General features: G+C 65.8%; 21 protein-coding genes. 9 read left to right on the forward strand and 12 right to left on the reverse strand.

Annotated features, from left to right (window positions below; genetic code table 11):
- Positions 1 to 1,285: 1,285 nt before the first annotated feature.
- From IPG63_02035 to IPG63_02050, 4 genes are all read right to left on the reverse strand, one after another.
- The gene (locus IPG63_02035) at positions 1,286 to 3,175 is read right to left on the reverse strand and encodes a potassium transporter Kup (protein MBK6726031.1); all 1,890 of its coding nucleotides are present in this window, start codon (positions 3,173 to 3,175) and stop codon (positions 1,286 to 1,288) included.
- 54 nt (positions 3,176 to 3,229) lie between these two features.
- The gene (gene ruvA / locus IPG63_02040; protein MBK6726032.1) at positions 3,230 to 3,823 is read right to left on the reverse strand and encodes a Holliday junction branch migration protein RuvA; all 594 of its coding nucleotides are present in this window, start codon (positions 3,821 to 3,823) and stop codon (positions 3,230 to 3,232) included.
- A gap of 133 nt (positions 3,824 to 3,956) precedes the next feature.
- Positions 3,957 to 4,475 carry a crossover junction endodeoxyribonuclease RuvC gene (gene ruvC, locus IPG63_02045; protein MBK6726033.1) on the reverse strand — a complete coding sequence of 173 codons (519 nt, stop codon included), beginning with the start codon at positions 4,473 to 4,475 and terminating at the stop codon, positions 3,957 to 3,959.
- A complete protein-coding gene (locus IPG63_02050; GenBank protein MBK6726034.1) occupies positions 4,472 to 4,864 on the reverse strand; it encodes a hypothetical protein in 393 nt (130 codons plus the stop codon). The genes ruvC and IPG63_02050 overlap by 4 nt, the downstream gene beginning before the upstream one ends.
- A 287-nt stretch (positions 4,865 to 5,151) precedes the next feature.
- Here IPG63_02050 and napE point away from each other — a divergent pair, with 287 nt between their 5' ends.
- From napE to IPG63_02080, 6 genes are all read left to right on the forward strand, one after another.
- Positions 5,152 to 5,307, forward strand: a complete 156-nt coding sequence (gene napE / locus IPG63_02055) for a periplasmic nitrate reductase, NapE protein (GenBank protein ID MBK6726035.1) — start codon at positions 5,152 to 5,154, stop codon at positions 5,305 to 5,307.
- A 67-nt stretch (positions 5,308 to 5,374) separates the two neighbouring features.
- Entirely contained in the window at positions 5,375 to 5,644 is a 270-nt protein-coding gene (locus IPG63_02060) for a chaperone NapD (GenBank protein ID MBK6726036.1), read from the forward strand.
- Positions 5,625 to 8,120, forward strand: a complete 2,496-nt coding sequence (gene napA / locus IPG63_02065; GenBank protein MBK6726037.1) for a periplasmic nitrate reductase subunit alpha — start codon at positions 5,625 to 5,627, stop codon at positions 8,118 to 8,120. Before IPG63_02060 ends, napA begins: the two co-directional genes overlap by 20 nt.
- 20 nt (positions 8,121 to 8,140) lie before the next feature.
- Positions 8,141 to 8,680 carry a nitrate reductase cytochrome c-type subunit gene (locus IPG63_02070; GenBank protein ID MBK6726038.1) on the forward strand — a complete coding sequence of 180 codons (540 nt, stop codon included), beginning with the start codon at positions 8,141 to 8,143 and terminating at the stop codon, positions 8,678 to 8,680.
- Positions 8,681 to 8,684: 4 nt separating this feature from the next.
- The gene (locus IPG63_02075; protein MBK6726039.1) at positions 8,685 to 9,278 is read left to right on the forward strand and encodes a NapC/NirT family cytochrome c; all 594 of its coding nucleotides are present in this window, start codon (positions 8,685 to 8,687) and stop codon (positions 9,276 to 9,278) included.
- 121 nt (positions 9,279 to 9,399) lie between these two features.
- Positions 9,400 to 10,641 carry an alpha/beta hydrolase gene (locus tag IPG63_02080; protein ID MBK6726040.1) on the forward strand — a complete coding sequence of 414 codons (1,242 nt, stop codon included), beginning with the start codon at positions 9,400 to 9,402 and terminating at the stop codon, positions 10,639 to 10,641.
- Here IPG63_02080 and IPG63_02085 read toward each other — a convergent pair.
- Genes IPG63_02085 through aspS form a run of 5 tightly spaced genes read right to left on the reverse strand, consistent with a single transcriptional unit; the run spans position 10,619 to position 15,704 of the window.
- Entirely contained in the window at positions 10,619 to 11,248 is a 630-nt protein-coding gene (locus tag IPG63_02085) for an alpha/beta fold hydrolase (GenBank protein ID MBK6726041.1), read from the reverse strand. The genes IPG63_02080 and IPG63_02085 overlap by 23 nt on opposite strands.
- A 1-nt stretch (position 11,249) precedes the next feature.
- Positions 11,250 to 11,945: an AIM24 family protein gene (locus IPG63_02090; protein MBK6726042.1), complete on the reverse strand. Its 696-nt coding sequence runs from the start codon at positions 11,943 to 11,945 to the stop codon at positions 11,250 to 11,252.
- A gap of 14 nt (positions 11,946 to 11,959) precedes the next feature.
- A complete protein-coding gene (locus tag IPG63_02095) occupies positions 11,960 to 12,544 on the reverse strand; it encodes a hypothetical protein (protein MBK6726043.1) in 585 nt (194 codons plus the stop codon).
- The gene (locus IPG63_02100) at positions 12,541 to 13,878 is read right to left on the reverse strand and encodes an ATP-binding protein (protein ID MBK6726044.1); all 1,338 of its coding nucleotides are present in this window, start codon (positions 13,876 to 13,878) and stop codon (positions 12,541 to 12,543) included. Before IPG63_02100 ends, IPG63_02095 begins: the two co-directional genes overlap by 4 nt.
- Before the next feature lie 50 nt (positions 13,879 to 13,928).
- Complete coding sequence (gene aspS, locus IPG63_02105) at positions 13,929 to 15,704, reverse strand: aspartate--tRNA ligase (protein MBK6726045.1); 1,776 nt, start codon at positions 15,702 to 15,704, stop codon at positions 13,929 to 13,931.
- Between the two features lie 138 nt (positions 15,705 to 15,842).
- On the opposite strand from aspS, the gene IPG63_02110 reads away from it, so the two are divergent.
- The gene (locus tag IPG63_02110; GenBank protein MBK6726046.1) at positions 15,843 to 16,409 is read left to right on the forward strand and encodes a hypothetical protein; all 567 of its coding nucleotides are present in this window, start codon (positions 15,843 to 15,845) and stop codon (positions 16,407 to 16,409) included.
- A gap of 10 nt (positions 16,410 to 16,419) precedes the next feature.
- Here the strand turns inward: IPG63_02110 and IPG63_02115 are convergent, their stop codons facing one another.
- The 3 genes from IPG63_02115 to IPG63_02125 form a co-directional block, all read right to left on the reverse strand.
- On the reverse strand, positions 16,420 to 16,749 hold the full coding sequence (locus IPG63_02115) for a zinc ribbon domain-containing protein (protein MBK6726047.1): 330 nt from the start codon (positions 16,747 to 16,749) through the stop codon (positions 16,420 to 16,422).
- Between the two features lie 56 nt (positions 16,750 to 16,805).
- Positions 16,806 to 20,672 (reverse strand): hypothetical protein, encoded by a 3,867-nt coding sequence (locus tag IPG63_02120; GenBank protein MBK6726048.1) that lies wholly within the window; start codon positions 20,670 to 20,672, stop codon positions 16,806 to 16,808.
- Positions 20,673 to 20,839: 167 nt separating this feature from the next.
- Entirely contained in the window at positions 20,840 to 22,576 is a 1,737-nt protein-coding gene (locus tag IPG63_02125) for a hydrogenase (protein ID MBK6726049.1), read from the reverse strand.
- A gap of 125 nt (positions 22,577 to 22,701) precedes the next feature.
- Here IPG63_02125 and IPG63_02130 point away from each other — a divergent pair, with 125 nt between their 5' ends.
- Together IPG63_02130 and IPG63_02135 are read left to right on the forward strand one after the other, a co-directional pair.
- A complete protein-coding gene (locus IPG63_02130) occupies positions 22,702 to 23,502 on the forward strand; it encodes a 3-hydroxybutyrate dehydrogenase (GenBank protein ID MBK6726050.1) in 801 nt (266 codons plus the stop codon).
- A 4-nt stretch (positions 23,503 to 23,506) separates the two neighbouring features.
- Positions 23,507 to 24,187: a response regulator transcription factor gene (locus IPG63_02135; GenBank protein MBK6726051.1), complete on the forward strand. Its 681-nt coding sequence runs from the start codon at positions 23,507 to 23,509 to the stop codon at positions 24,185 to 24,187.
- Positions 24,188 to 24,438: the final 251 nt, after the last annotated feature.

A 24,438-nucleotide genomic window follows, 5' to 3' on the forward strand; every position in this document is an offset into this window, starting at 1 on the left:
GGCGGGACAGGTGAGCGGGGGAGGGTGAGCGTGAAGCCGAGGAACTTGCGTTCCCAAACCCGTCCGACCCGCTCTTGCCCGGATGCCGGTGAGCTTCAGGTGCTTGCTCAGCCATGCGCTTACCGCCAGGCGTTCTCCGGCTTGCGGGTGGGGGCGCAAGGCGTGGTCTCCAGAGGTTCGAGGGTGATAGCGGTCCACCTTGGGGGCCCGTCGCCTTACCCTGCGGCAGGAGTGTCCTGCACTCAACAGCGATTGATCAGCTTGAGGCGCGCCGGTCTTGACGTCCGCGTCAAACGCCGCATCAGACTCGTGGTTCACCGGTCAAAGAATGCCTGATACCATGTCACACCCAGTCGCGACCCTCTCGGGCATACGCTTGGGCTTGGCGCAGGCATCGGGGCACTGCGCCCGGACGGAACCCAAAGCTCGACGGGCTCTGGGGGGGGGTCAGCATTGCACCAGCAACTGCTGGACAATCGATCGACCACATTCGGATGTTCAGTCCGCGTGTCCCGCCATTGGGCTTCGCGATCTGCGCGGCTGCTGCCGGAACATAGCCCCGTCAACAGCTGCGCTTGATCGCTTCTCCGTGTTTCAGCAAGTGGCGCGAGGGCATCCCGCAGGGCCAGCGACCGCGGTTTCCGATCACCGCTGCTTGCGCTGCTTACAATCGCACCCACGCCTGTTCCATCACCTCCAAGGGGCTTTGGCTCCATCGAATCCAACGGCTCGCCCACGCTCACGCTGCTTCCAACGCCTGCCGGGCTCACCCATCAGCATCGGACCGCCGATCCTTTCCATCGACTTCGGCTCATCCGTGTTCGATCCTGCATCGCGTTATCCCCTCTTCCTTCCTTTGGCCCTTCGCTCCCGGCCATTACCCCGCTTCCTGCTACTCGGCCGCTGCTGACTTCCACGCTGGCGCGGAGATCTCCCGGTAAGAACACTGACTTTCAATCGTGCCGCGCTTACCTGATACGTCTCGAGGGATTGGGCTTCGCTGTTCCCAGCCAGCTTGCCGCCCGACCCGGCCTCAAGGCGTTCGTGTTCCTGCGGTCGATCGTTTGCCTCCTGCTTCTTCCAGCACCTCCCTCGCGGTCGGCACCTTGCAGTTCGGCTTCGGTTGGCTCCATCGCCTCCGGTTGATACCTCTCAATCAACAAGTCAGTGCCCATGCCGGGCACACTGGGTCCGACTTCAGTCGGACGCTGTCGCATCATCGCAGCGAAGAGCGTCCGGATAAATCCGGACCCACCCGGACACGCAAGGATCCACCTGTCCTGCCTCAAATTTCGACCTGGGTGCCGAGTTCGATCAGGCGATTGCCCGGAATCTGGAAGAAGGTGGTCGCCGACTGCGCGTTGCGCGCCATGAACGCGAACAGCTTGTCGCGCCACAACGGCATGCCCTCTTCCTGGCTCGGGATCAGGGTCTCGCGCGACAGGAAGAAGGTAGTGTCCATCATGTCGAAGGGCAGGCCGCAGGACTCGCACCCACCAAGAATCCTCGGCACGTTGGGGTCTTCGGCAAAACCGAAGCGCAGGTGCATCGCGTAGAAGTCGTGGCCCAGCGGATCGACCTTGATGCGCTCCCCGGGGTCGGCCACCGGCGACTCCACGGTCTCGACGGTGAGCATCACGTTGCGCTCGTGCAGCACCTTGTTGTGCTTGAGGTTGTGCAACATCGCGTGCGGCACGCCTTCCTGGTTCGCGGTCATGAACACGGCGGTTCCGGGCACGCGCAGCGGCGGGTGCGCGGCGATCGAGGTGATGAACGGCGCCAGCGCCAGACTTTCCTTGCGCATCTGCGCGACCACCAGCGAGCGACCCTTGCGCCAGGTCGACATCAGCAGGAACAGCCCGGCTCCCAGCACCAACGGGAACCAGCCGCCGTCGGGAATCTTGATCGCATTGGCGGCGAGAAACGCGCTGTCGATGGTGAGGAAGGTGGCGCCGACTGCGATCACGATCCACTTGTTCCAGCGCCACATCATGCGCGCCACGATCAACGCCAGAATGGTGTCGATCAGCATGGTGCCGGTCACCGCGATGCCATAGGCCGCGGCCAGCTTGCTCGACGAGCCGAAGCCGATCACCACCAGAATGATCGCCACCAGCAGGAAGCGGTTGATCCACGGCACGAAGATCTGGCCGACGGTTTCATCCGAGGTGTGCTTGACCTGCATGCGCGGCGCGAAACCCAACTGCACTGCCTGGCGCGTGACCGAGAATGCCCCGGAGATCACTGCCTGAGAAGCGATCACTGCAGCCGCCGTGGCCAGCCCGATCATCGGGTACAACGCCCATTCCGGCGCCAGCAGGTAGAACGGATTCACCGCCTTCTGCGGGTGCGCGAGGATCAACGCGCCCTGGCCGAGGTAATTCAGCACCAGCCCCGGGAACACGATCCAGTACCAGGCGATGCGGATCGGGAGGCGCCCGAAATGGCCCATGTCGGCATAGACCGCCTCGGCACCGGTGATCGCCAGCACGACGGTGCCGAGCGCGAGGAACGACATCATCGGGTGCGCGGCGAAGAACAGCACGCCATACCACGGGTTCAAGGACTTCAGGATGGAGGGGTACTCGTGGATCTCGGCCAGCCCGAGCACCCCCAGCACCACGAACCAGAGCAGCATCACCGGACCGAACACCGCGCCGACCTTGGCCGTGCCGCTGCGCTGGAACGCGAATAGCCCGACCACGATGACCAGCGTGATCGGCACCACGTACTGTTCGAAGGCCGGCGCCGCCACCTTGAGGCCCTCGACCGCGCCGAGGATCGACATCGCCGGGGTGATCACGCCATCGCCATAGAACAGCGCTGCGCCGAGCAGGGCGAGCACGGTGATGAAGCGGCGCGCGCGACGATTGTCCCCGACTGCCTTCATCGCCAACGCCATCATCGCCATGATGCCGCCTTCGCCGCGGTTGTCGGCGCGCATGATGAACACCACGTACTTCAGCGACACCACCAGGATCAGCGACCAGAACACCAGCGACAGCACGCCGAAGACGTTGGTCTCGTTCAGGGCCATGGCATGCGGGCCGTGGAAGGCCTCGCGCATGGTGTACAGCGGGCTGGTGCCGATGTCACCGAAGACCACGCCGACCGCGGCGACCGCAAGGCCGGCGACGCTGGCCTTGGCTCCATTCTGCTCGTTGGAATTGCCCATAAAACCCGGTATCAGCCGTGAGGCCCGGAAAAAAGGTCGCGTAGTGTAGCCATCTCAGGTGCGCAATGCGGCCTTGAGTGCCTTGCGAATGATTGTCTCGGCCGAGTCGGTCGGTTCCGCCGCATCCTTCAGCAGTTTCGCGATCTCCGCCGGCTTGTAGCCAAACTGCTCCAGCGCCGCCGCGGCCTCGGCCAGCGGGTCGTTGGCCACGGCTTTTACGCCACCCGCCGCGACCGGCGCCAAACCCGCTCCGAGTTTGTCGCGCAGCTCGACCACGATGCGCTCGGCGGTCTTCTTGCCGATGCCTGGGATTCGCGTCAGCGCGGTGATGTTGCTGCTCGCGACCATGCGCGCGAAGTCATCGGCGGAAACGCCGGAGAGGATCGACAGCGCGGTCTTGGCGCCGATGCCGCTGACCTTGAGCAGGGTGCGAAACAGCCCGCGTTCGCGCTCCGACTGGAAGCCGTAGAGGTTCACGGCGTCTTCCTTCTGCGCGTAGTGGATGACCAACGTGACGTCGCGGCCGATCTCGGGCAGCTCGTAGAAGGTCGACATCGGCGCTTCCAGCTCGTAACCGACGCCGTTCACATCGATCATCAATGCCGGCGGCGCTTTCATCACCAATACGCCTTTGAGTCTGCCGATCATCCGTTGTTCCTTCTCGGTGTTGCCACAATTCCCGTTCGCCCTGAGCTCGTCGAAGGGCGACTGCGAAAAGCCCTCGGACATGACGCCTGTGGTGGCCGGTCTTCGACAGGCTCAGACCGAACGGACCACTGCGTCATCGCCGTCTCCAAGCCGTTCGCGGGATGCCAAGGCGTGTGAGACTGGCGCGGGTATGCGCATGCGTCAATGCGATCGCGAGTGCGTCGGCGGCATCGGCCTGCAGCTTGCCCGGCAGCGACAACAGCACCCCGACCATGTGCTGCACCTGGGTCTTGTCGCCGGAACCGCTGCCGACCACGGACTGCTTCACTTCCTTGGCCGAGTACTCGGTCAACGCCAGGCCCTTGCCGACGACAGCGACGATCGCGGCACCGCGCGCCTGCCCGAGCTTCAGCGCCGAATCCGGATTGCGCGCCATGAACACGCGCTCGATCGCCACCTCCTGCGGCCGGTACTCCTCGAGAATGCCGCCGATTTCGTCGTAGATCTGCTTCAGGCGCAGGTGAAAAGTCTCGTTGTCGAGCAGCTGCAGCGCGGTGTGGAACACATGCACGCAACGCCCGTCCGGCATTGCATCGATGATGCCAATGCCGGTGCGCTGCGACCCGGGGTCAATGCCGAGGATGCGGGTCATTCGAGCGACGCCCCGGGGTGCCGATACCAGAGTCCGTGCGAAGCGTAGTCCAGCATCAGGACATCGCTCGCCCCGGCATCGCTCTCCTGCCCCGACTGGCGGACCTGCAACTCGATCGCCCAGAGCCCGCAGTCGTCAACTGCATCCGCAACGATGAGCGTCGGCAGCCGACCTGCTGCGTCGGCGAACGGCGGGCGCTCGGCCACGCCAGTCGCTTCCGGTTCGAGGCGCGATCGGATCGCCGTCACTCCGTCGCGGGTCTGCGCGGTCACGCTCCAACCGCGCGGCAGCGGACGCCAGCGCATGCGTGTCTCGCACTCGACACTTGCATCCACCGCGACGACCACCTCGCCCGGATCCATCGGCAGCGGCGGAAACTGCAATCGCATCGACGCACGACCCGAGGCCGCACAGCTGGCGACCAGCGACAGCAGCAACGCCCTGCAGGCGCTCGTGCGTAGCGTTCGCCCGCCACCGCCGCGCATTCGCCGCCCGATCATTCCTTCCGCTGTTCGTACAGGTTTTCCATCCATCCGCGAAGCTTGACGAGTCCGCGGCTGGTTTTGCCAGTGACGCGGAGAAATCATCGCCGGCGAGAGTGCCGAGTTGATCGGAGTCAACCCGGCGCGCGGCCACGACGCTAGTCTGGCCGCACCTCGACAGCGAGATCGCGACCATGGAACCGACAGTTGTCGAACGCCGCCGCGAATTGCGTGCCTTCCTGTTCCTGACGGTGTTCCTGGCCCCGATTCTGGCCGTTGGCACGGTCGCTGCCTGGGGCTTTGGCATCTGGATCCTGCAGATGTTCGCCGGCCCGCCGGGACCGCAGTGATGAGCGAATCCCTGGGTCGTACACCCCTCTTCGGGCGCGCCGACAACGGCAGCGTGGTGCAGCGGCCATGACCTGGCATGTCGCCAGCCTGATCGTGCGCTGTCGGCCCGAGCACGAAGCGGCCGTGATCACGCGGCTCGATGCACTCGACCAGACCACCGTGCGCGGCGCCGAGCGCGGACGCATCGTGGTGCTCGCCGAAGGCACGAATGAATATGAACTGGCGCAGCGTTTCGACGCGATCCGCGCCACCCAGGACGTGATGACCACGGACCTGGTCCACCACGAAATCGATACTGACGAAGCCGAGGCCGACCATGCTCAGCACGCGCCGTGAATTCATCCGCAACTCCGCCGCGGTCACTGCCGCAGCAGTCGCCGGCATCCCGCTGTACGCCGACGCCAGCAACATCGTCACCGACCGCGGCGAAACCGAGCTCAAGTGGAGCAAGGCGCCGTGTCGCTTCTGCGGCACCGGCTGCGGCATCAACGTCGCGGTCAAGAACGGGCGCGTCGTCGCCACCCACGGCGACATCCACTCCGAGGTGAATCGCGGCCTGAACTGCGTGAAGGGCTACTTCCTCTCGAAGATCATGTACGGCAGCGACCGCCTGACCCAGCCGTTGCTGCGCAAGAGCAACGGCCAGTACGACAAGAACGGCGAGTTCACGCCGGTGTCCTGGGACGAAGCCTTCGACGTGATGGCCGCACAGTTCAAGCGCGTGCTCAAGGAGAAGGGGCCGACCGCGGTCGGCATGTTCGGCTCCGGCCAGTGGACGATCTGGGAAGGCTACGCCGCGAACAAGCTGTTCAAGGCCGGCTTCCGCAGCAACAACATCGACCCGAATGCACGCCACTGCATGGCCAGCGCGGTGATGGGCTTCATGCGCAGTTTCGGCATAGACGAACCGATGGGCTGCTACGACGACATCGAAGCCGCCGACGCGTTCGTGCTGTGGGGCTCGAACATGGCCGAGATGCACCCGATCCTGTGGACGCGCGTCACCGACCGCAAGCTGTCGAACCCGGGCGTGAAGGTCGCCGTGCTCTCGACCTTCGAGCACCGCAGCTTCGACCTCGCCGACATCCCGATGGTGTTCAAGCCGCAGACCGACCTGGTGATCCTGAACTACATCGCCAACCACATCATCCAGACCGGCCGGGTCAACCAGGACTTCATCGGCAAACACGTCAATTTCAAGCTCGGTGTCACCGACATCGGCTACGGCCTGCGCCCGGACCATCCCAAGGAAGCCGGCGCGAAGGATGCCGCCGACCCGAACCAGGGCTCGCTGATCGACTTCGAACAGTTCGCCGCCTTCGTGCGCCCGTACACGCTTGAATACGCCGCGAAGATGAGCGGCGTCGATGCCACCTGGCTGACGCAGATGGCCGAACTGTATGCCGACCCCAAGATCAAGGTGATGTCGTTCTGGACCATGGGCTTCAACCAGCACACGCGCGGGGTGTGGGCGAACAACATGGTCTACAACATCCACCTGCTGACCGGAAAGATCTCGACCCCGGGCAGTTCGCCGTTTTCTCTGACCGGGCAGCCTTCGGCCTGCGGCACCGCGCGTGAAGTCGGCACCTTCAGCCATCGCCTGCCGGCGGACATGCTGGTCGCCAAACCCGAGCACCGCGCCAAGGCCGAGCAGATCTGGCAGTTGCCGCCCGGCACCATCGTCGAAAAGCCCGGCCTGCACGCGGTCGCCCAGAACCGCGCATTGAAGGACGGCAAGCTCAATGCGTACTGGGTGCAGGTCAACAACAATATCCAGGCTGCGGCGAACACCGGTCAGGAAGGCATCCCGGGCTACCGCAACCCGGAGAACTTCATCGTCGTTTCCGACGCCTACCCGACCGTCACTGCGCAGGCCGCCGACCTGATCCTGCCGGCCGCGATGTGGGTCGAGAAGGAAGGCGCCTACGGCAATGCCGAACGCCGCACCCAGTTCTGGCATCAGCTGGTGAAGGCACCGGGCGAAGCGCGTTCCGACCTGTGGCAGCTGATGGAATTCTCCAAGCGCTTCACCGTCGAGGAGTGCTGGCCGGCAGAGCTGGTCGCGGCGAAACCTGAGCTCAAGGGCAAGACCCTGTTCGATCTGTTGTTCGCGAACGGCGTCGTCGACAAGTTCAAGCGCGAAGAGATCGAGAAGGGCTACGACAACCACGAGTCCGAGGCGTTCGGCTTCTACGTGCAGAAGGGCCTGTTCGAGGAATACGCCGAGTTCGGCCGCCATCACGGCCATGACCTCGCGCCGTTTGATCTCTATCACCAGACGCGCGGCCTGCGCTGGCCGGTGGTCGAGGGCAAGGAGACGCGCTGGCGCTACAAGGAAGGCAGCGACCCGTACGTGAAGGCCAGCAAGGACTTCGAGTTCTACGGCTTCGCGGACGGCCGTGCAGTGATCTGGGCCCTGCCCTACCAACCGGCCGCAGAGGAACCTGACACGGAGTTCGACTTGTGGCTGTCGACCGGACGCGTGCTCGAGCACTGGCATTCCGGCTCGATGACGATGCGCGTGCCCGAGTTGTACAAGGCGGTGCCGCAGGCAGTGATCTTCATGCACCCGGATGATGCCGAGGCGCGCGAACTGCGTCGCGGCCAGGAGGCCAGGGTGGTGTCGCGTCGTGGCGAGATCCGTGCGCGCATCGAGACCCGCGGCCGCAACAAGCCGCCGCGTGGATTGATTTTCGTGCCCTGGTTCGACGCCTCGGTGCTGATCAACAAGGTCACGCTCGACGCCACCGACCCGATCTCCAAGCAGACGGATTTCAAGAAGTGCGCCGTCAAAGTGGTCAAGGTCTGAGGAGCGCCACCATGAAACCGATGCAGATCTTCGCCTTCCTCATCGTGCTCATCGTCGGCGTCGCGCTCGGCCGCGGCTGCAGCAACTCGCCGACGCACAAGCCGGAAGCGACCCCCGCTCCGAGGGGCACCGTAGCCGTACCGACCACGACGCAAACCTCGAAGTCGATCGACGCCATGCGTCGCGGCGCCGACCTCAAGAGCGAACCCGAGTCGCTGCCGCTGGCGCGTGTCGAGAACACCGACATCCGTCGCGAACGCGCCTACCCGATGCAACCACCGACGATTCCGCACGCGATCGACGGTTACCAGGTCGACCAGCACGCCAACCGCTGCATGCTCTGCCACGGCCAGGCCAACTCGGCGCAGTTCCAGGCGCCGCCAGTCAGCGTCACCCATTACATGGACCGCGACAGCCAGGTGCTGGCCGAGATCTCGCCGCGCCGCTACTTCTGCGTGCAGTGCCACGTCGTGCAGACCGATGCCGTGCCGCTGATCGCGAACGACTTCACCGGTGCCGACGCGATCCTTGCGGCGACACCGGAAGCGGTGAAGGAGTGAACCCATGAGCTGGCGCGAGCGCATCCTCCGCATCTGGCGCATCTTCAACTCGCCGAGCCGGCATTTCAGCCTGATGTTCCTGACCCTCGGCGGCTTCATCGCCGGCATCGTGTTCTGGGGCGCGTTCAACACCGTGCTCGAGGCGACCAACACCGAGACCTTCTGCACCGGCTGCCACGAGATGCAGGACAACGTGTTCGCCGAACTGAAGAGCACGATCCACTACAGCAACCGCTCCGGCGTGCGCGCCACTTGCCCGGACTGCCATGTACCGCATCAGTGGACCGACAAGATCGCGCGCAAGATGCAGGCCTCGAAGGAAGTCTGGGGCAAGGTCTTCGGCACCATCGACACGCGCGAGAAGTTTCTCGCCAAGCGCCGCGAACTGGCCGAACACGAATGGGCCCGGCTGAAGGCGAATGATTCGCTGGAGTGCCGCAACTGCCACGACTACGGCTCGATGGACATCACCCGCCAGAGCCCGCGCGCTGGCGCCATCCACGAACGCCACCTGCTCAGCGGCGACAAGACCTGCATCGACTGCCACAAGGGCATCGCCCACCAGTTGCCGGACATGGCCGGGGTGCCGCAGGGATAGACTCGACGCGGGGTCACGACCCTGCACAGGGTCGCGGAGACTGACACGAATGCAGCGCGCGATGTGCTCTAGGTGGCGGACGCATGCTCGCGCAGCCGCCACCCCATCGGAGTCGGACCGCATGAACCCCGCCACTGCCAGATCACAGCGCCATCGCATCGCCATCGCCGAAGTGCGCGGACTGCTGCAACTGGCGACCCAGGCGACGCATGGCGTCACCGGCGTGGTTGAGGGTGTGCACCAGTCGGTGTGGCGTTCGCTCGGCGCCGCCGACGGGCCCGTGCCGGGGCGAACCCGCGGCCTGACCGGGCTCGTGTACCGCGGCATCCATGGCGTCAGCCACGTGATCGGACACGGCATCGACCGGGCGCTGCACAAGCTGCAGCCGATGCTCGACCGCGAACACGACGCTGCACACCCGTCACCACAGCGCGCCGCATTCCAGTCGGTACTGAATGGCGTGATGGGCGATCATCTGGTCGCGAGCGGCAATCCGCTGGCGATCCCGATGTCGCTGCGCCATCGCGGACGACTGGTCGCGACGGACACTCCTGCCGACATTCCCGCTGCCCGTGGTCGCATCCTGCTGCTCGTGCACGGCCTGTGCATGAACGACCTGCAATGGCGCGGCGAGCGTGCTGGCGGGGTGACTGACCACGGCGAGGCAGCGGCCGCGGCACTCGGCTACACGCCGCTGTACCTGCGCTACAACACGGGGCGGCATATTTCCGAAAACGGCCGCGATCTCTCGGAGCGACTGGAACGGCTGCTCGCGCAATGGCCGGTGCCGGTCGAGGAGATCAGCATCGTCGCGCACAGCATGGGCGGGTTGGTCGCACGCAGTGCCTGCCACCACGGCAGCGGCGCGGCGCGAACCTGGCGCGGCAAGCTGCGCAAGCTCGTGTTCCTCGGCACGCCGCACCATGGCGCACCGCTGGAACGCGCCGGGCAGTGGGTCGATCAGGTGCTTGCTCGCAGCATGTACACCGCGCCGTTCGCGAAGCTCGGCCAGATGCGCAGCGCCGGCATCACCGACCTGCGCCATGGCTGTGTACGCGATGAGGACTGGCTAGGCGCGGGCCGCTTCGCCCACGCAGAGGATTCGCGTCTGCACCTGCCGCTACCCGCGGATATCGCCTGCTTCAGCATCGCCGCAACGCTGGCGAAGCAACGCAGCCCGCTCGCCGAGCGACTGGTCGGTGACGGCCTGGTGCCGCTCGACAGCGCCCTCGGCCGCCACGACGACGCCCGCGATCTCGGGCTGCACCGCCATGCCCACTGGATCAGTCACGGCACCGGTCACATCGAATTGCTGCATCGCCCGGAAGTGGGCGCGCAGATCATCCGCTGGCTGCGCCCGTAGCCGGCTGGAAGCGCCCCGCGCGCAGGAAGTTCGCGGTCATCGCGATCGCTTCGGTCGAGAACGGCAGTCCGGTGTGGGTGGCGGCGATCACGGCATGGTCATGGATGCCCGGCAGCCGCGTTTCATCGACGCCGACGGTGCCATCACTTTCGCCACTCAGTCCGCCGATCAGCAGCGCGGCGCCGAACGGCACGCGCCCGGCGATCACGCCGACCTCGCGCGGGCCGCGCCATTCGCCGAGGCCGCTCAGCAAGCGTTCGCGACTGCGGCCCATCATCCACGGCGCAAACGTCGCCAGGCTCTTCGCTGCAGCGCTTCCGGTCAACGGTGAACCCAGGCAGACGCTGCGACCGGGCAAAGTCTCGCCCTGCGTCGCCAGCAGCGCCACCAACCCGCCCAGCGAATGCCCGACCACATGCACCGTCTCGCCCGCATGCGCGGCGATGCGCGCGCGCAAGTCGTCGGCACAGGCGTCCGCGCCCTTGCTCAGCGAGGGGTAGTCGACCACGTCAACCGCATAGCCTTCGCTCGCCAGATGCTTCGCCAGCCGCGCCATCATGAAGCCGCGCATCCAGATGCCGTGCAGCAACAACACGCGCTCGCTCATGTCAGCGCCGCGCTTGGAACGGCTGCTCTTCGTAAGGCTGCACGACGACGAAGCCCTCGCCGCTGAAGGCCATCTGCACCGACTCACCGCTGGCGCGGCCGATCAGGGTGCGCAGCGAGATGTCGGTCTTGAACTCGGGTTCGAGATTGGACGACCACGCCACGGTCGCGTTCGGGTCGGTGCACACCGGCATGTTGCGCGCAACGCGCAGCGTCAGCGGACGTCCGTGCGTGGTCAGCGCGATCAGGCCATGCCCTTTCAGCTGCAGGTTGAACAGGCCGCCGGCGACCATGCCGCTGAGCTTGCGCGTCATGCGGATGTCCCATTCGATGCCGTCCTGGAACGCGAGCAGGTCGTTGCCGTTCACGGTCACGCCGTCGCCTTCCAGCTTCAGCAGCGTGATGCGCTTGCCGCCCTCGGCCAGGAACAATCGACCGCTGCCCGAAGCCTTGGTCAGCTTCGCGCCCTCGCCGGTGAACATCTCCTTGAAGAACCGCGACGCGCCATGCTCGAACGCCCCCTCGCGCTCGAACTTGATGCCACCGCGATACGCCACCATCGCCCCGGCCTTCATCCACACTCGCTGCTGCGACAGCTTCACCTCCAGGATGCGCTCGTTCTCCAGCTCCCAAGGCGCATCGCCCTGACTTTGGTCGGCCGTCTCGGCAAGGAATTCGGTGAGGGTCTTGGGGGTCATGGTCGGTGTCCGACTCAGCGTGCCAATTGTTCGTTATCGATGGCTTCGGCGATCAAGGGCGCCCATTCGCGCAGAGCCTCCAACGAAAGCTTGCCCTCGCGATAGAGCCTGTAGAATTCCGCGCGGGACGCAACGACTTGTTCGTGGTGGTCTAACCCGAGTAGTCGCAGCGTTGCTTCAGCGCGCGCTCGCTTGGGCGCGGGAACCCTATCCGTTACCCGCATTTGCAGGCTCGGCAACAGAATCTCGAACCATCCCGGCCGCACTTCGAACGGGTCGAGAATGTCCGCGCTGCCGCGGATTCCCTTGCGGCTGTTCACCCGTGCATTTGCATATCGGTAGTTGGACCACTCATAAATCAACTTCGTGTTGGACACGGGCTCGAAGTGGTCCACGCATCCACCCCCAGCGCCGATGAATAGGGCTTCGTATGCGCAAATTGATTTGAACGCATTACACAGATCAGGTCGAAATTGGGACCAATAGTCTTTCGGACGACCAGCAAGAGGGCGAGCTTGCAACTTCAGCCACGCCTTCCCGGCCTTCCGACACTTGGTGTCGAACTGAGAAGGCTCCGGGCTTCTCTTTACTGGAATCACTTCTTCTTCGCCCGAACGACTGTCTTGCGACTGAACTTTCGAGGCCCAGAAATGGCCTTCGCCGAAGGCGACCCAGCGACCCGCCATCTAATGAAGAACGGATCTAGCGCGGGAAGCAGGCGGATCAACTCGGCCTCTATTTTTGCGTGTGTATTCAACCCGGCGGGCAAACTCTTGAAATCTTCTCGCCCCAGCGCTTCGGCCGCCTCGATGGCACGCTCAGCTTCAGAAGATCTGGCCTGTTGCAATCCAAAGCTTGGCGAGACAAGCCAAGACCCGACATCGCCTTGAGGTGCCCAAGGGCGGTTGACCAGCTGTACTTGCTTCGAGTCGGAATCAATCTCCAGCGTCCAATGACTGTCAGTTGCCTCATCGAAATCTGGTTCAATCGACGCCATGACCATGGGCGAGTGGGTCGTCGCAACAATTTGCACCGCCGATTCGCCTCCCGTGATCAACTCATCAACCACTTCAAGAAGCGCGCCGAGAACTTTCCGTTGCCAGCGAGGATGGAGATGAGTGTCAACTTCGTCAATCAGGAAGATGATCTGGCGTGATGAGGGTTGGCCTCGTTGCCTCGCCGCAATCTCGTGCTCCGTGTAGGCCCATACGAGCAGGTACACGAGAGCGGCAATTCGACGCACGCCAGCAGATGCGTGGACTATGGGAACGTCACCTGCTCCAGGTTGTCTGATCGTCGGGATCCAGCGACTGTCGTCCAGACCGATGCGCGTCAATTCGCCAATGCTCAGCGTTTCGTTTTCATCCGGAGACAAGTGCCGTAGCGCGGCCTCGAGCAACTGAAACGGACGCTTGTTTTCACGCTGCCAAGCAGCCCAGTCATCGATCAACCCATTGCATTGGCGCTTGCCGTCGACTCGAAGACCATTCCAAACATCATCAGGCCTGAACAGGTAGGCAGACGGCCTGTCTTGGACGTCAACTCCGCGATCAGTGCGCCAGTAGTTGCGCTGCGGGTCCCAAACGGAAAATCCTCCGTCCACCTGCGCATAGAGAACGAGTCCGGGGTCCGATGGCCGCCCTTGCTTCCCCTTCCAGCTTTGTGAATTCCTATCGAATCGAGATGCGTATCGAACAACCTTGGACTTCGTCTTCGCATCAAACTCGAAAGCAATTTCCGAAACTCCTGGGCGCGTGGAGGTCGGGATCACAGCGTTGCGGGCCCACGTACGCGTCAGAGCCCACCAAGCACAATCCAATAAGAAACTCTTGCCGAGTCCGTTGTCCCCGGTGATCAAATTCAATCGGGAGGCGCAGTCCATTCGAAATTTCGGACCGGGACCGATGTTTGCAAGAGCAAGCTTCTTCAGCATCGCAAGTCATCCCAAGATTCGAGGAAACTACCGCAGCTCCCGAAAGCCTGCTACCCCTTCTTCACCGGCTTCACCACGCGCACGTGCAGTTCCTGCAACTGGTTCTCGGCGACGACGGAGGGGGCGCTGGTGAGCAGGCAGTTGGCGCTGGCGGTTTTGGGGAAGGCGATGACGTCGCGGATGGACTCGGTGCCGACCATCAGTGCGGCCATGCGGTCGATGCCGAAGGCGATGCCGCCGTGCGGCGGGGCGCCAAACTTGAGGGCGTCGAGCAGGAAGCCGAACTTCAGTTCCGCTTCTTCGGCGCTGATGCCGAGCAGGTCAAACACCGCGCTCTGCATGTCCGGGCGATGGATGCGGATCGAGCCGCCGCCGATTTCGTTGCCATTGAGCACGCAGTCGTAGCCGCGCGATACCGAACTGACGGCGTTGGCCTTGAGGTCGGCGACGTCGTCGATCTTCGGTGCGGTGAACGGGTGGTGCAGGGCGACGTAGCGCTTGTCGTCGGCGTCGTACTCGAACATCGGGAAGTCGGTGACCCACAACGGCGCCCAGCGGTTTGCGACCAGGCCCATGTCCTTCGCGACCTTGATGCGCAGCGCGCCCATGAAATCCGACACGGTCTTGTACGGTCCGGCGCCGAAGAACAGCACATCGCCCTGCTCGGCGCCGACTGCATTGAAGATGCCCTCGATCGCGGCATCGTCGAGGAATTTGACGATCGGCGAGGTCAGGCCTTCGCGGCCCTTGGACAGATCATCGATGCGGATCCAGGCCAGGCCCTTGGCGCCGTACTTGGCGACGTAGAGCCCGAGGTCATCGAGCTGCTTGCGCGTCATCTCCGAACCCTTGGGCACGCGCAGGCAGGCGACGCGGCCACCCGGGTCCTTGGCCGGTCCCGAGAACACCTTGAACTCGACATGCGCGACCGCGGCCGCGACATCGACCAGCTCCAGATCGATGCGCAGGTCCGGCTTGTCGGAACCGTAGCGACGCATCGCCTCGGCGTAGGTCATGCGCGGGAACGGGTCCTGCAGCTCGGTATCGTTCACGGTCTTGAAGATGTGGCGGATCATGCCCTCGACCATGTCCTGCACGTCGTGTTCCTCGACGAACGCGAACTCCATGTCGAGCTGGGTGAATTCCGGCTGGCGGTCGGCGCGCAGGTCTTCGTCGCGGAAGCAGCGCGCGATCTGGTAGTAGCGATCCATGCCGGCCATCATCAGCAACTGCTTGAACAATTGCGGCGACTGCGGCAGCGCGTAGAACTCGCCCGCATGCACGCGGCTCGGCACCAGATAGTCGCGCGCGCCTTCCGGCGTCGCCTTGGTCAGGATCGGCGTTTCGATGTCCTGGAAACCCCGCGCATCGAGATAACGGCGGATTTCCTGGGTCAGGCGCGTGCGCAGGCGCATCGCGCGCTGCATCGCCGGGCGGCGGATATCGAGATAGCGATACTTGAGGCGCGCTTCTTCGCCCGGCGTGTCGTCCAGCTGGAACGGCAGCGGCGCCGACGCGTTCAGCACTTCCACACGATCGCACACGACTTCGATCTTGCCGGTGCGCAAGCGGTCATTGATCTGCGAGGCGGGACGGCCGCGCACCGTACCGGTGATGCGCAGGCAATACTCGTAGCGCACGCCTTCGGCCGATTTGAACGCCGCCGCATTGTCCGGCTCGATCACACACTGCACCAGGCCCTCGTGGTCGCGCAGGTCGATGAAGATGACGCCGCCGTGATCGCGACGGGTATCGGCCCAGCCGCAGAGGGTGACGGTCTGACCGGTCAGCGTCTCGTCGACGAGACCGCAATAGTGGCTACGCATGGTGGATGCTCCGAGGCGGGCGCGAACGCCACGCGGGGTTTGGACAGGACCGCGCATGCTACGGACGCGGCCCCGAGACCGCAAACCGCAAGCCCTCATCGGCTACCCTTCGCGCCCCTTTGCCCGGAGAACGCCCGCATGGATGTGAACCCCTACCAGCCTCCGACCGCCATGGTTGCCGATCCGGTGGTGGGTGATGCCGGCCTGGTCGCGCTGCGCGAACAGCACATTCGCCACGAGGTGCAGCTGAAGTCGGTGGGCTCGCTGTACCTGCTCGGCGCATTGCTGCTGGCCGTTGCTGCGCTCGGCATGTTCGGACTGATGTTCGGCGACGCCTCGCACGGCGGCGATGCGGGCAAGTTCGCCATCGTCGGCGCGGTGTACCTGGCCTTTGCCACTGCGGCGTTCACAATGGCGATCGGTTTCCGCCGACTGCGGCCCTGGGTGCGCATTCCCGGCGGCATCCTGTCCGGTCTCGGGCTGCTCGCGATCCCGGTCGGCACCCTGATCCACGGCTGGATCCTGTTCCTGATGTTCGGCAAGCAGGGGCGCGTCGTGCTCGCTCCGGAGTACCAGGCCGTGATCGACGCGACCCCACAGGTGCGCTACCGGCGCACGCTGGGGGACTGGATCGCGCTCGGACTGGTGGTCGGCCTGTTGCTGCTGGTGGTGCTCGCGATCGCGCTGCCGGCGCTCTTGCGCTAATCGGCCGGAATCAGGCGTCCGCAGCCGGCGCGGCACAGGCTCCGCCGCAGCCACCGCCGCCACAGCCGCCCTCGGCTGGCTTGCTCTCGGTCGGCTTGTTCTCTGCGGGCTTGCTGTCGCCGCTCGGCTTTTCGACCAAATTGCGTTTGGCGTCGCCTTCTTTCTTGAAGTCGGTCTCGTACCAGCCGCTGCCCGCCAGCCGGAACGAGGGCGCCGAGAGCGCGCGCGTCATCGTCGCCGGACCGCACTGCGGGCACTCGCCCGGGTCCGGGTCGGACAGGCGCATCAGGTGGTCGCTCTTGGTGCCACAATGGGCGCAGACGTATTCGTAGATCGGCATAGTGATTCGCCGGCAGGATGGACTGGGCGCCCGTACTTGGGGCGCCCGCCGCAATTTCAAGGCGCGCAGCCGCCCTCGAAACCGTCGAGGTAGACGCCTTCGCCATCCAGAATGCGCACCACCACGGTGCGGCTCGACACGCTCACGCCCGCGCTGCCGCCGCTGAGTTGCAGCACGAACTCTTCGGGCACCTCGGGCAGGCCATCGTCGGGAATGCTGATCACCGCGCGCGCCGCCAGGCTGCCCGGCGCAAACACCACGCTGCCGCTGACCGGGAGGTAGTCATCGACCGGCGTGGCATTGACCGGGGCGGTGGTCCAGTCGACCGAAGCCTGGTCGAACCCGCCGACGCGCTCAATCGGCACCTCCACCTGACCGCCTTCGTGTACCCACAGGAAGCAGGCGGTCGGCTGTGCGGCGCCGTTGCTTCCGGATGCGGTCAAGGTCGCCGCGGTGGCGCCGTAGTCGATGAAATGCGTGGCCGCTGCCGGGTTGCTGACGCCGCTGAAGTAACCGGAACGGCTGGCCGCCGTCAGGAACGCGAAGCTGTCCACGGGCGTCGGCACGAACCCTCCGAGCAGCACGAAGCTCACCGACCCGCCCAGGTTCGCCGCGCCGGTGACGGCGAGCTTGTCGAACTGCCCCGACGCTGCGCCGGCGAGTTCGATCTCCAGCGCGCCGGCCGCGGACTGCGTGTAGCTGCCGGTGATGGTCAGCGTGCCAGGCGAACTGCCGGGCGCGACGGTGGCACCGGTGTTGTTCACGGACCCCTGAACGGTGCCGACGCCACGCAAGTGGCCACCCTGGAACGCCAGCGGCGTCGATAGCTGCTGCAGGAAGCCAAGGCTCGCGAGCGTGGTCGTGCCGGCACTCTGGGTGAAGGTGTTCACGTTCAAGGTGGTGTCGACGGTGACCTGCAGGGTGCCGGCATTGGTCAGGTCCGGCCCGATGCTCGCAGTGCCGCCACCAACCTTGCTCAGGGTTGCCCCGGCCTCGTTGCGGAAGCGCTTGCTTCCGGCTCCGGCGCCGACGACGAGCGCCGTATTCGAATCCAAGTTCCACACGCCTTCGTTCACGATTTCCGCGGCGCCGGCGAACACCAGACTCACGGTCGACGACTGCTGATTCATGGTGCCGCGATTGATCAGCGTGCGGTTCTGCAGCCATGGCGAATTGATCGGCACGCTGAAGCTGTTCACCGAGCCGGTGTCGAGGATCATCTGGTCGGCGAGGCCGCTGCCCTGCACGATCGCGCTCGCATACCAGTTCAACCCGCCGGTGATGGTCGGCGTGCCGCTGCCGTTGACCACGCCGCCGCCGATCGCGAGATTCGGCACCGACACCGGGCCATTGAACGTCAGCGCGCCGCCGATGATGCGCAACACCCCGGCGCCGGTGAAGGTGGCACCGCTGGAGACGTTGAACGCGGCGGTCTGCACCTCCAGCGTCCCGCCGGCCGACAACGTCTGCGCACCAGCGAGCGTGCCGCCGCCACCCAACTGCAAGATCCCGCCAGCGACCGCCAGTGTGCCGTTGTTGATCACCTCGACGGCCAGGTAGGAATTGCCGCTGGCGTGGTTGTATTGCGCGCCCACGGCATTGGTGAAGCGCTTGATGCCGGCGCCCGAGCCAGTTGCGATCCAGTTGCTTGATCCGCCGTTCCAGATGCCCTCGTTGACGATCTCGGCAGCGTTGGCAAGACTGAGCGTTGCGGTGCTGTTGCTGCGGGTCATGGTGCCGCGATTGATCAGCGTGCGGTTCTGCAGCGATGGGGAATTGATCGACACGCTGAAGCTGTTCACCGAGCCGGTGTCGAGGATCATCTGGTCGGCGAGGCCGCTGCCCTGCACGATCGCGCTCGCATACCAGTTCAACCCGCCGGTGATGGTCGGCGTGCCGCTGCCGTTGACCACGCCGCCGCCGATCGCGAGATTCGGTACCGACACCGGGCCATTGAACGTCAGCGCGCCGCCGATGATGCGCAACACCCCGGCGCCGGTGAAGGTGGCGCCGCTGGAGACGTTGATCGTGGCGGTCTGCACCTCCAGCGTCCCGCCGGCCGACAACGTCTGCGCACCAGCGAGCGTGCCGCCGCCGCTGAGCTGCAGGATTCCCGCGGCAACGGCCAGCGTGCCGTTGTTGACGAACTCCACGTTGATCCAGGAATTGCCGCTGGCATGGTGGTATTGCGCGCCGACGGCATTGGTGAAGCGCTTGATGCCGGTGCCCGAACCCGTCGCGATCCAGTTGTTTGATCCGCCGTTCCAGATGCCCTCGTTGACGATCTCGGCAGCGTTGGCAAGGCTGAGCGTTGCGGTGCTGTTGCTGCGGGTCATGGTGCCGCGATTGATCAGCGTGCGGTTCTGCAGCCATGGCGAATTGATCGGCACGCTGAAGCTGTTCACCGAGCCGGTGTCGAGGATCATCTGGTCGGCGAGGCCGCTGCCCTGCACGATCGCGCTCGCATACCAGTTCAACCCGCCGGTGATGGTCGGCGTGCCGCTGCCGTTGACCACGCCGCCGCCGATCGCGAGATTCGGTACCGACACCGGGCCATTGAACGTCAGCGCGCCGCCGATGATGCGCAACACCCCGGCGCCGGTGAAGGTGGCACCGCTGGAGACGTTGATTGCGGCGTTCTGCACCTCCAGCGTCCCACCTGCCGACAACGTCTGCGCACCAGCGAGCGTGCCGCCGCCACCCAACTGCAAGATCCCGCCAGCGACCGCCAGTGTGCCGTTGTTGATCACCTCGACGGCCAGGTAGGAATTGCCGCTGGCGTGGTTGTATTGCGCGCCCACGGCATTGGTGAAGCGCTTGATGCCGGCGCCCGAGCCAGTTGCGATCCAGTTGCTTGCACCGCCGTTCCACACGCCTTCGTTGATGATCTCGGCGGCATTCGACAGCGTGATCGTTCCGGTCGAGTCGGCGCGATTGAACGTTCCGCGATTGATCAGCGTGCGGTTCTGCAGCCATGGCGAATTGATCGGCACGCTGAAGCTGTTCACCGAGCCGGTGTCGAGGATCATCTGGTCGGCGAGGCCGCTGCCCTGCACGATCGCGCTCGCATACCAGTTCAACCCGCCGGTGATGGTCGGCGTGCCGCTGCCGTTGACCACGCCGCCGCCGATCGCGAGATTCGGCACCGACACCGGGCCATTGAACGTCAGCGCGCCGCCGATGATGCGCAACGCCCCGGCGCCGATGAAGGTGGCACCGCTGGAGACGTTGATTGCGGCGTTCTGCACCTCCAGCGTCCCACCTGCCGACAACGTCTGCGCACCAGCGAGCGTGCCGCCGCCACCCAACTGCAAGATCCCGCCAGCGACCGCCAGTGTGCCGTTGTTGATCACCTCGACGGCCAGGTAGGAATTGCCGCTGGCGTGGTTGTATTGCGCGCCCACGGCATTGGTGAAGCGCTTGATGCCGGCGCCCGAGCCAGTTGCGATCCAGTTGCTTGCACCGCCGTTCCACACGCCTTCGTTGATGATCTCGGCGGCATTCGACAGCGTGATCGTTCCGGTCGAGTCGGCGCGATTGAACGTTCCGCGATTGCGCAGCGTCCGGTTGCTGATGCTGCGCCCGCTGCCGCTGGGTCCGAAGGTACTGGTGCAGCCCGCATCCAGGATCAGTTCGGCCGAGAGATCGGGCCCGGAGAGCGAGCCGGCCGACCAGACGAAAGCCGTGCTCACGTTCAGATTCTGGGCGCCACCGAGGCCGCCGCCGGTGATCGTCAGTCCGGCCACCGTGGACGGCGCGTCTACCTGTGGCGTACCGCTGTTGACCACGGCGGTGTCGGCCGCACCCGGCGCGGCACCGCCGCAGCCACTCCAGTTCGCTCCCGCCGACCAGTTGCCGCTGCTGCCACCCCAGGTGCAGGTAGCCGCATCTGCGCATGCCGCGAACGCCAAACCCAGGACCAAGAAGCCCATCCAGAGACCATGCCGCATCGCCGCATCCTCCCCGTTGAATCGGCGCGAGCGTAGTCCCTCGGCGCGTTCCAGCGAAGCGCAAAACTCTGTGCCGCGACCCTCCACTTTCGCGTTCGCTTGATCCAGATCAGGGCGCGCGTGCGCACCCCGCTCCGGCGCTAGCGGAGCACACGGTCCAGAGGCGGGCTTGCGCCATCGAGATGCAGCATCAGCGCGTCCATCGCCGCGTGGGCATGGGGCAACAGGGGTGGCGTACCATGCAATTGCGGCAGCGCGACGAAGGCGTCGAAGTGCTGGGCGTTGGCGACCTCCCACAGTGCAATGCGCGCACCGTTCGCCCGCGCTGCGGCCAGGTAAGGCCGCGAACTGAACTCGATCGGGATGATGCTGTCGCGGTCGCCGTGCACGATCACGGTCGGCACCCGCGGCTTGCCGTTGCCGCGCGTGGCGGCGATCGATGCCTGCACCTGGCGCGCCAACACATCTTCGCCGTCGAGCAGCGCGCGCAGGCAGCGCAGGCCGGTGAGCGCTGGATCAGCGGGATCGGTCGCCAATCCGTCGACCAGGGCGACGCCCGCGGTCGGTGCGATGCCGGATGCGTCCGACCACCACAGCGCGCGCTCGGCGGCAGAGGCCGCACGCGGCGGGCCGGCGCCGTCGCGCTGGGCAAAGCCATAGCCGCAGACCGCAGCGTCCGACGTGGCACGCGCGTAGCTCTGCGCATACAGCGCTGCGACCGCGCGCCACAGATCGAAGCCCACTTGCAGACCGGCAAGCCGCAGCGACTCATCGCGCCATCCGCTGGCACGCAGCTGCGCCAGTGCCGATGCCGACTGCGCTGCGGCATCGTCGCCCTCGATCAACCCCGCCGCGCGCAGGCTGGCGCAGCGTGCGCCCGCAACGGCGCGCCAGGCGGCGTCGGGCAGGAACGCAGGCGCGTCGGGCAGCGCGAGCAAGGCGCAAGGCTGCAGCAGCGCGGCTTCGGTGGCGTAGTCGAACAGGTGCCGGGCACCTTCGACGCTGACGTTGGGCGCGGCGGCGACGACGCCATCGAGCAGGCCTTGGTCGTCGAGTTCGGCGGCGCGCAGCACCGCACCGCCGCCATTCGACAGACCGAAGGCGAGGATGCGCGTGTTCGCGGCGGTGAACGGCGCCTGCCCCGGAAAGGATTCGTCAAGTACCTGCAAGCCGAAGCGCGCGGCCTGCAACACGTGCCGCCCCCAGTCGGCCTCCGGGTGGTCGCCGGAGTGCGCATGCTTGAGCGCGACGCGGGTTTCGTTGGCGACTGCTGCAGTGCCCGGGTCGAACTCGAGTTCGATGCCGCGCGGCGCGCGCGTACCGTCGCCCTGCACGCCTTCGCCGCTGGCGATGTCGAAGAAGCCGCTGCCGCCGCCCTTGTCGGTGTGCACCACCGCGCAGCCGCGCGGCAGGCCGTAGGCAGCGACCGAACCGATCGCGCCATAGATGCCGCGTGACCCCGATGACGCGGTCACGATCAAGCAGCGTTGCATTGCATCGAAGGCATCCGGCACCTGCGCCATCACCCGATGCGGATGGCGCGCGCCGGGCAGCCGCGCGAAGGCGTGGAATTCTCGACCCGGCACGGCGGGGATTTCGCTCACGCTTCCATACAGATCGGCAATGCCGCGCCAGTTCGCATGCAGCGCGCGCCGCCGCAATTCGGCCGCGCTCGGATGGGCGGCATCGGCCGGCGCCGGCGCCACCGAATTCAGCAGCGGGCCGCGGCCCATGCCGCCGCTGAGCAAGTCATCGCCCTCACGATGGACGGTGACGCGCGTAGCGGTGAAGGCATCGGCGGGTGCTGGCTCGGTCGTGTTCATGTTCGTGCAGGCGGCGGTCAACAAGCTCAGGAGGGTGGGGGTGATCAGGCGCATCGGCGTTCTCCTCGTCCGGCACGCTATCAGGCCACGCCGCAGCCGCCACTGCACTTTGGTCCAGACGATCGCGGCGACGCCGAATGCTAGCCTCTGCATCGCACATCCAGTCGCCGGACTCCACCATGACCGACCGCTTCCTCGCTGGCCGCCACGCCCTGGTCACCGGCTCCACCTCCGGCATCGGCCTGGCCATCGCGCAAGCGCTCGGCGCCGCCGGTGCCAGCGTGATCGTGCACGGTCTCGGCAGCAGCGAGGAAATCGAGTCGGCGCAACGGCGCGTGCTCGCCAGCGGTGCGGAGGCCGTGCGCTTCCTGCCCGGCGATCTTGCCGATGCGAGCGCGATCGACGCGTTGATGCAGGCCGCCGGCCCCATCGACATTCTGATCAACAACGCCGGCATCCAGCACACCGCCAGCATCGGCGAGATGCCGCCGCAGCAGTGGGACCGCATCCTTGCGATCAACCTGAGCGCGGTCTTCCACACCCTGCGCCACGCCCTGCCCGGCATGGCCGCACGTGGTTTCGGCCGCGTCATCAACATCGCCTCGGTGCATGGCCTGGTGGCCTCGGTGCACAAAGCGCCGTATGTTGCGGCGAAACACGGCGTGGTCGGCTTGTCCAAGGTGGCCGCGCTCGAATACGCCAGCAGCGGCGACCGCGCCAGCGGCGGCATCACCATCAACTGCATCTGCCCCGGCTTCGTCGAGACCGCATTGATCGAACCGCAAGTGCTGGCGCGCGCCGCGCAGCACGGCGGCGACCGCGATGCCGGCATCCGCGATCTGCTCGCGGAGAAGCAGCCGAGCCTGCGCATGACCCTGCCCGAGGAGATCGCCGCGCTCGCGCTGTGGCTGTGCCGGCGCGAGGCGCATAACCTCAACGGCGCGGCCATTCCGGTCGATGGCGGCTGGACCGCAAGCTGAATCCATGACCCAGATCCTCATCGCCGACGATCACCCGCTGTTCCGCCTCGCACTGACCCAGGCGCTGCGCGCGATCGCACCCGACGCGGTGCTGGTCGAAGCCGATTCGCTGGCCGCAGCGCGAGCGCAACTGGATGCGCGGCGTGACATCGACCTGGTGCTGCTGGATCTGCACCTGCCGGACAGCCACGGACTGATGGGCCTGGCCTCGCTGCGCGCCGAACATCCCGCGGTCGCAGTGGCGATGATCTCGGCGAACGAAGATCCGCGCGTGATCCGTCGCGCGCTTGCCTTCGGCGCCGCCGGCTACATCCCCAAGGGCGCGTCGCTGGAAGAACTCGGCAGCGCCTTGCGCGCGGTGCTCAACTGCGAGGAATACGTGCCGGCACAACTGCGCAACGCGATCGGCGCCACGCGCACCAGCAGCGAAGACGAACGCATCGCCGCGCGACTGGCCTCGCTGACGCCGCAGCAACTGCGCGTGCTCGGGCTGGTCGCCGATGGCCAGTTGAACAAGCAGATCGCCGACCGCCTCGGCATCCAGGAACGCACCATCAAGGCGCACCTGTCGCTGATCTTCCAGAAGCTCGGCGTGCGCAACCGCACCCAGGCCTCGGTCATGCTGCGCTCGCTCGAACTCGGCGACCCGGCGCGGGTGGTGGCGGATGAGGAGGAAAGCGACTGACTGGCAGCAGCGTTCAGCTGAAGCCGAACCCACAGAGCGAAGAGCGTTCGGCTGGTTTTCAACGGCGTAGCCGGTCAGCCGGACCCACAGAAGGCCGGACGGCGCGCTGCTCTTGTGGGTCTGGCTTCAGCCAGACGCTGTTGGCTTCAGTCCAGTGCGAGAGCGTCCGGCTGGTTTTCAACGGCGTAGCCGGTCAGCCGGACCCACAGGAGGCCGGGGTCCGCTCTGCTCTCGTGGGTCTGGCTGACCGG

Source organism: Lysobacterales bacterium, assembly GCA_016703225.1.
GTDB lineage: Bacteria > Pseudomonadota > Gammaproteobacteria > Xanthomonadales > Ahniellaceae > JADKHK01.

Bases quoted from the DNA above. Each gene is read 5' to 3' on its own strand.
- IPG63_02050 (MBK6726034.1), bottom strand. From the start codon at position 4,864: ATGCGATTGCAGTTTCCGCCGCTGCCGATGGATCCGGGCGAGGTGGTC.
- napA (MBK6726037.1), top strand. From the start codon at position 5,625: ATGCTCAGCACGCGCCGTGAATTCATCCGCAACTCCGCCGCGGTCACT.
- IPG63_02070 (MBK6726038.1), top strand. From the start codon at position 8,141: ATGCAGATCTTCGCCTTCCTCATCGTGCTCATCGTCGGCGTCGCGCTC.
- IPG63_02085 (MBK6726041.1), bottom strand. From the start codon at position 11,248: ATGAGCGAGCGCGTGTTGTTGCTGCACGGCATCTGGATGCGCGGCTTC.
- IPG63_02080 (MBK6726040.1), top strand. From the start codon at position 9,400: ATGAACCCCGCCACTGCCAGATCACAGCGCCATCGCATCGCCATCGCC.
- IPG63_02115 (MBK6726047.1), bottom strand. From the start codon at position 16,749: ATGCCGATCTACGAATACGTCTGCGCCCATTGTGGCACCAAGAGCGAC.
- ruvA (MBK6726032.1), bottom strand. From the start codon at position 3,823: ATGATCGGCAGACTCAAAGGCGTATTGGTGATGAAAGCGCCGCCGGCA.
- IPG63_02060 (MBK6726036.1), top strand. From the start codon at position 5,375: ATGACCTGGCATGTCGCCAGCCTGATCGTGCGCTGTCGGCCCGAGCAC.
- ruvC (MBK6726033.1), bottom strand. From the start codon at position 4,475: ATGACCCGCATCCTCGGCATTGACCCCGGGTCGCAGCGCACCGGCATT.
- IPG63_02100 (MBK6726044.1), bottom strand. From the start codon at position 13,878: ATGCTGAAGAAGCTTGCTCTTGCAAACATCGGTCCCGGTCCGAAATTT.
- IPG63_02090 (MBK6726042.1), bottom strand. From the start codon at position 11,945: ATGACCCCCAAGACCCTCACCGAATTCCTTGCCGAGACGGCCGACCAA.
- IPG63_02135 (MBK6726051.1), top strand. From the start codon at position 23,507: ATGACCCAGATCCTCATCGCCGACGATCACCCGCTGTTCCGCCTCGCA.
- IPG63_02035 (MBK6726031.1), bottom strand. From the start codon at position 3,175: ATGGGCAATTCCAACGAGCAGAATGGAGCCAAGGCCAGCGTCGCCGGC.
- napE (MBK6726035.1), top strand. From the start codon at position 5,152: ATGGAACCGACAGTTGTCGAACGCCGCCGCGAATTGCGTGCCTTCCTG.
- aspS (MBK6726045.1), bottom strand. From the start codon at position 15,704: ATGCGTAGCCACTATTGCGGTCTCGTCGACGAGACGCTGACCGGTCAG.
- IPG63_02110 (MBK6726046.1), top strand. From the start codon at position 15,843: ATGGATGTGAACCCCTACCAGCCTCCGACCGCCATGGTTGCCGATCCG.
- IPG63_02125 (MBK6726049.1), bottom strand. From the start codon at position 22,576: ATGCGCCTGATCACCCCCACCCTCCTGAGCTTGTTGACCGCCGCCTGC.
- IPG63_02130 (MBK6726050.1), top strand. From the start codon at position 22,702: ATGACCGACCGCTTCCTCGCTGGCCGCCACGCCCTGGTCACCGGCTCC.
- IPG63_02075 (MBK6726039.1), top strand. From the start codon at position 8,685: ATGAGCTGGCGCGAGCGCATCCTCCGCATCTGGCGCATCTTCAACTCG.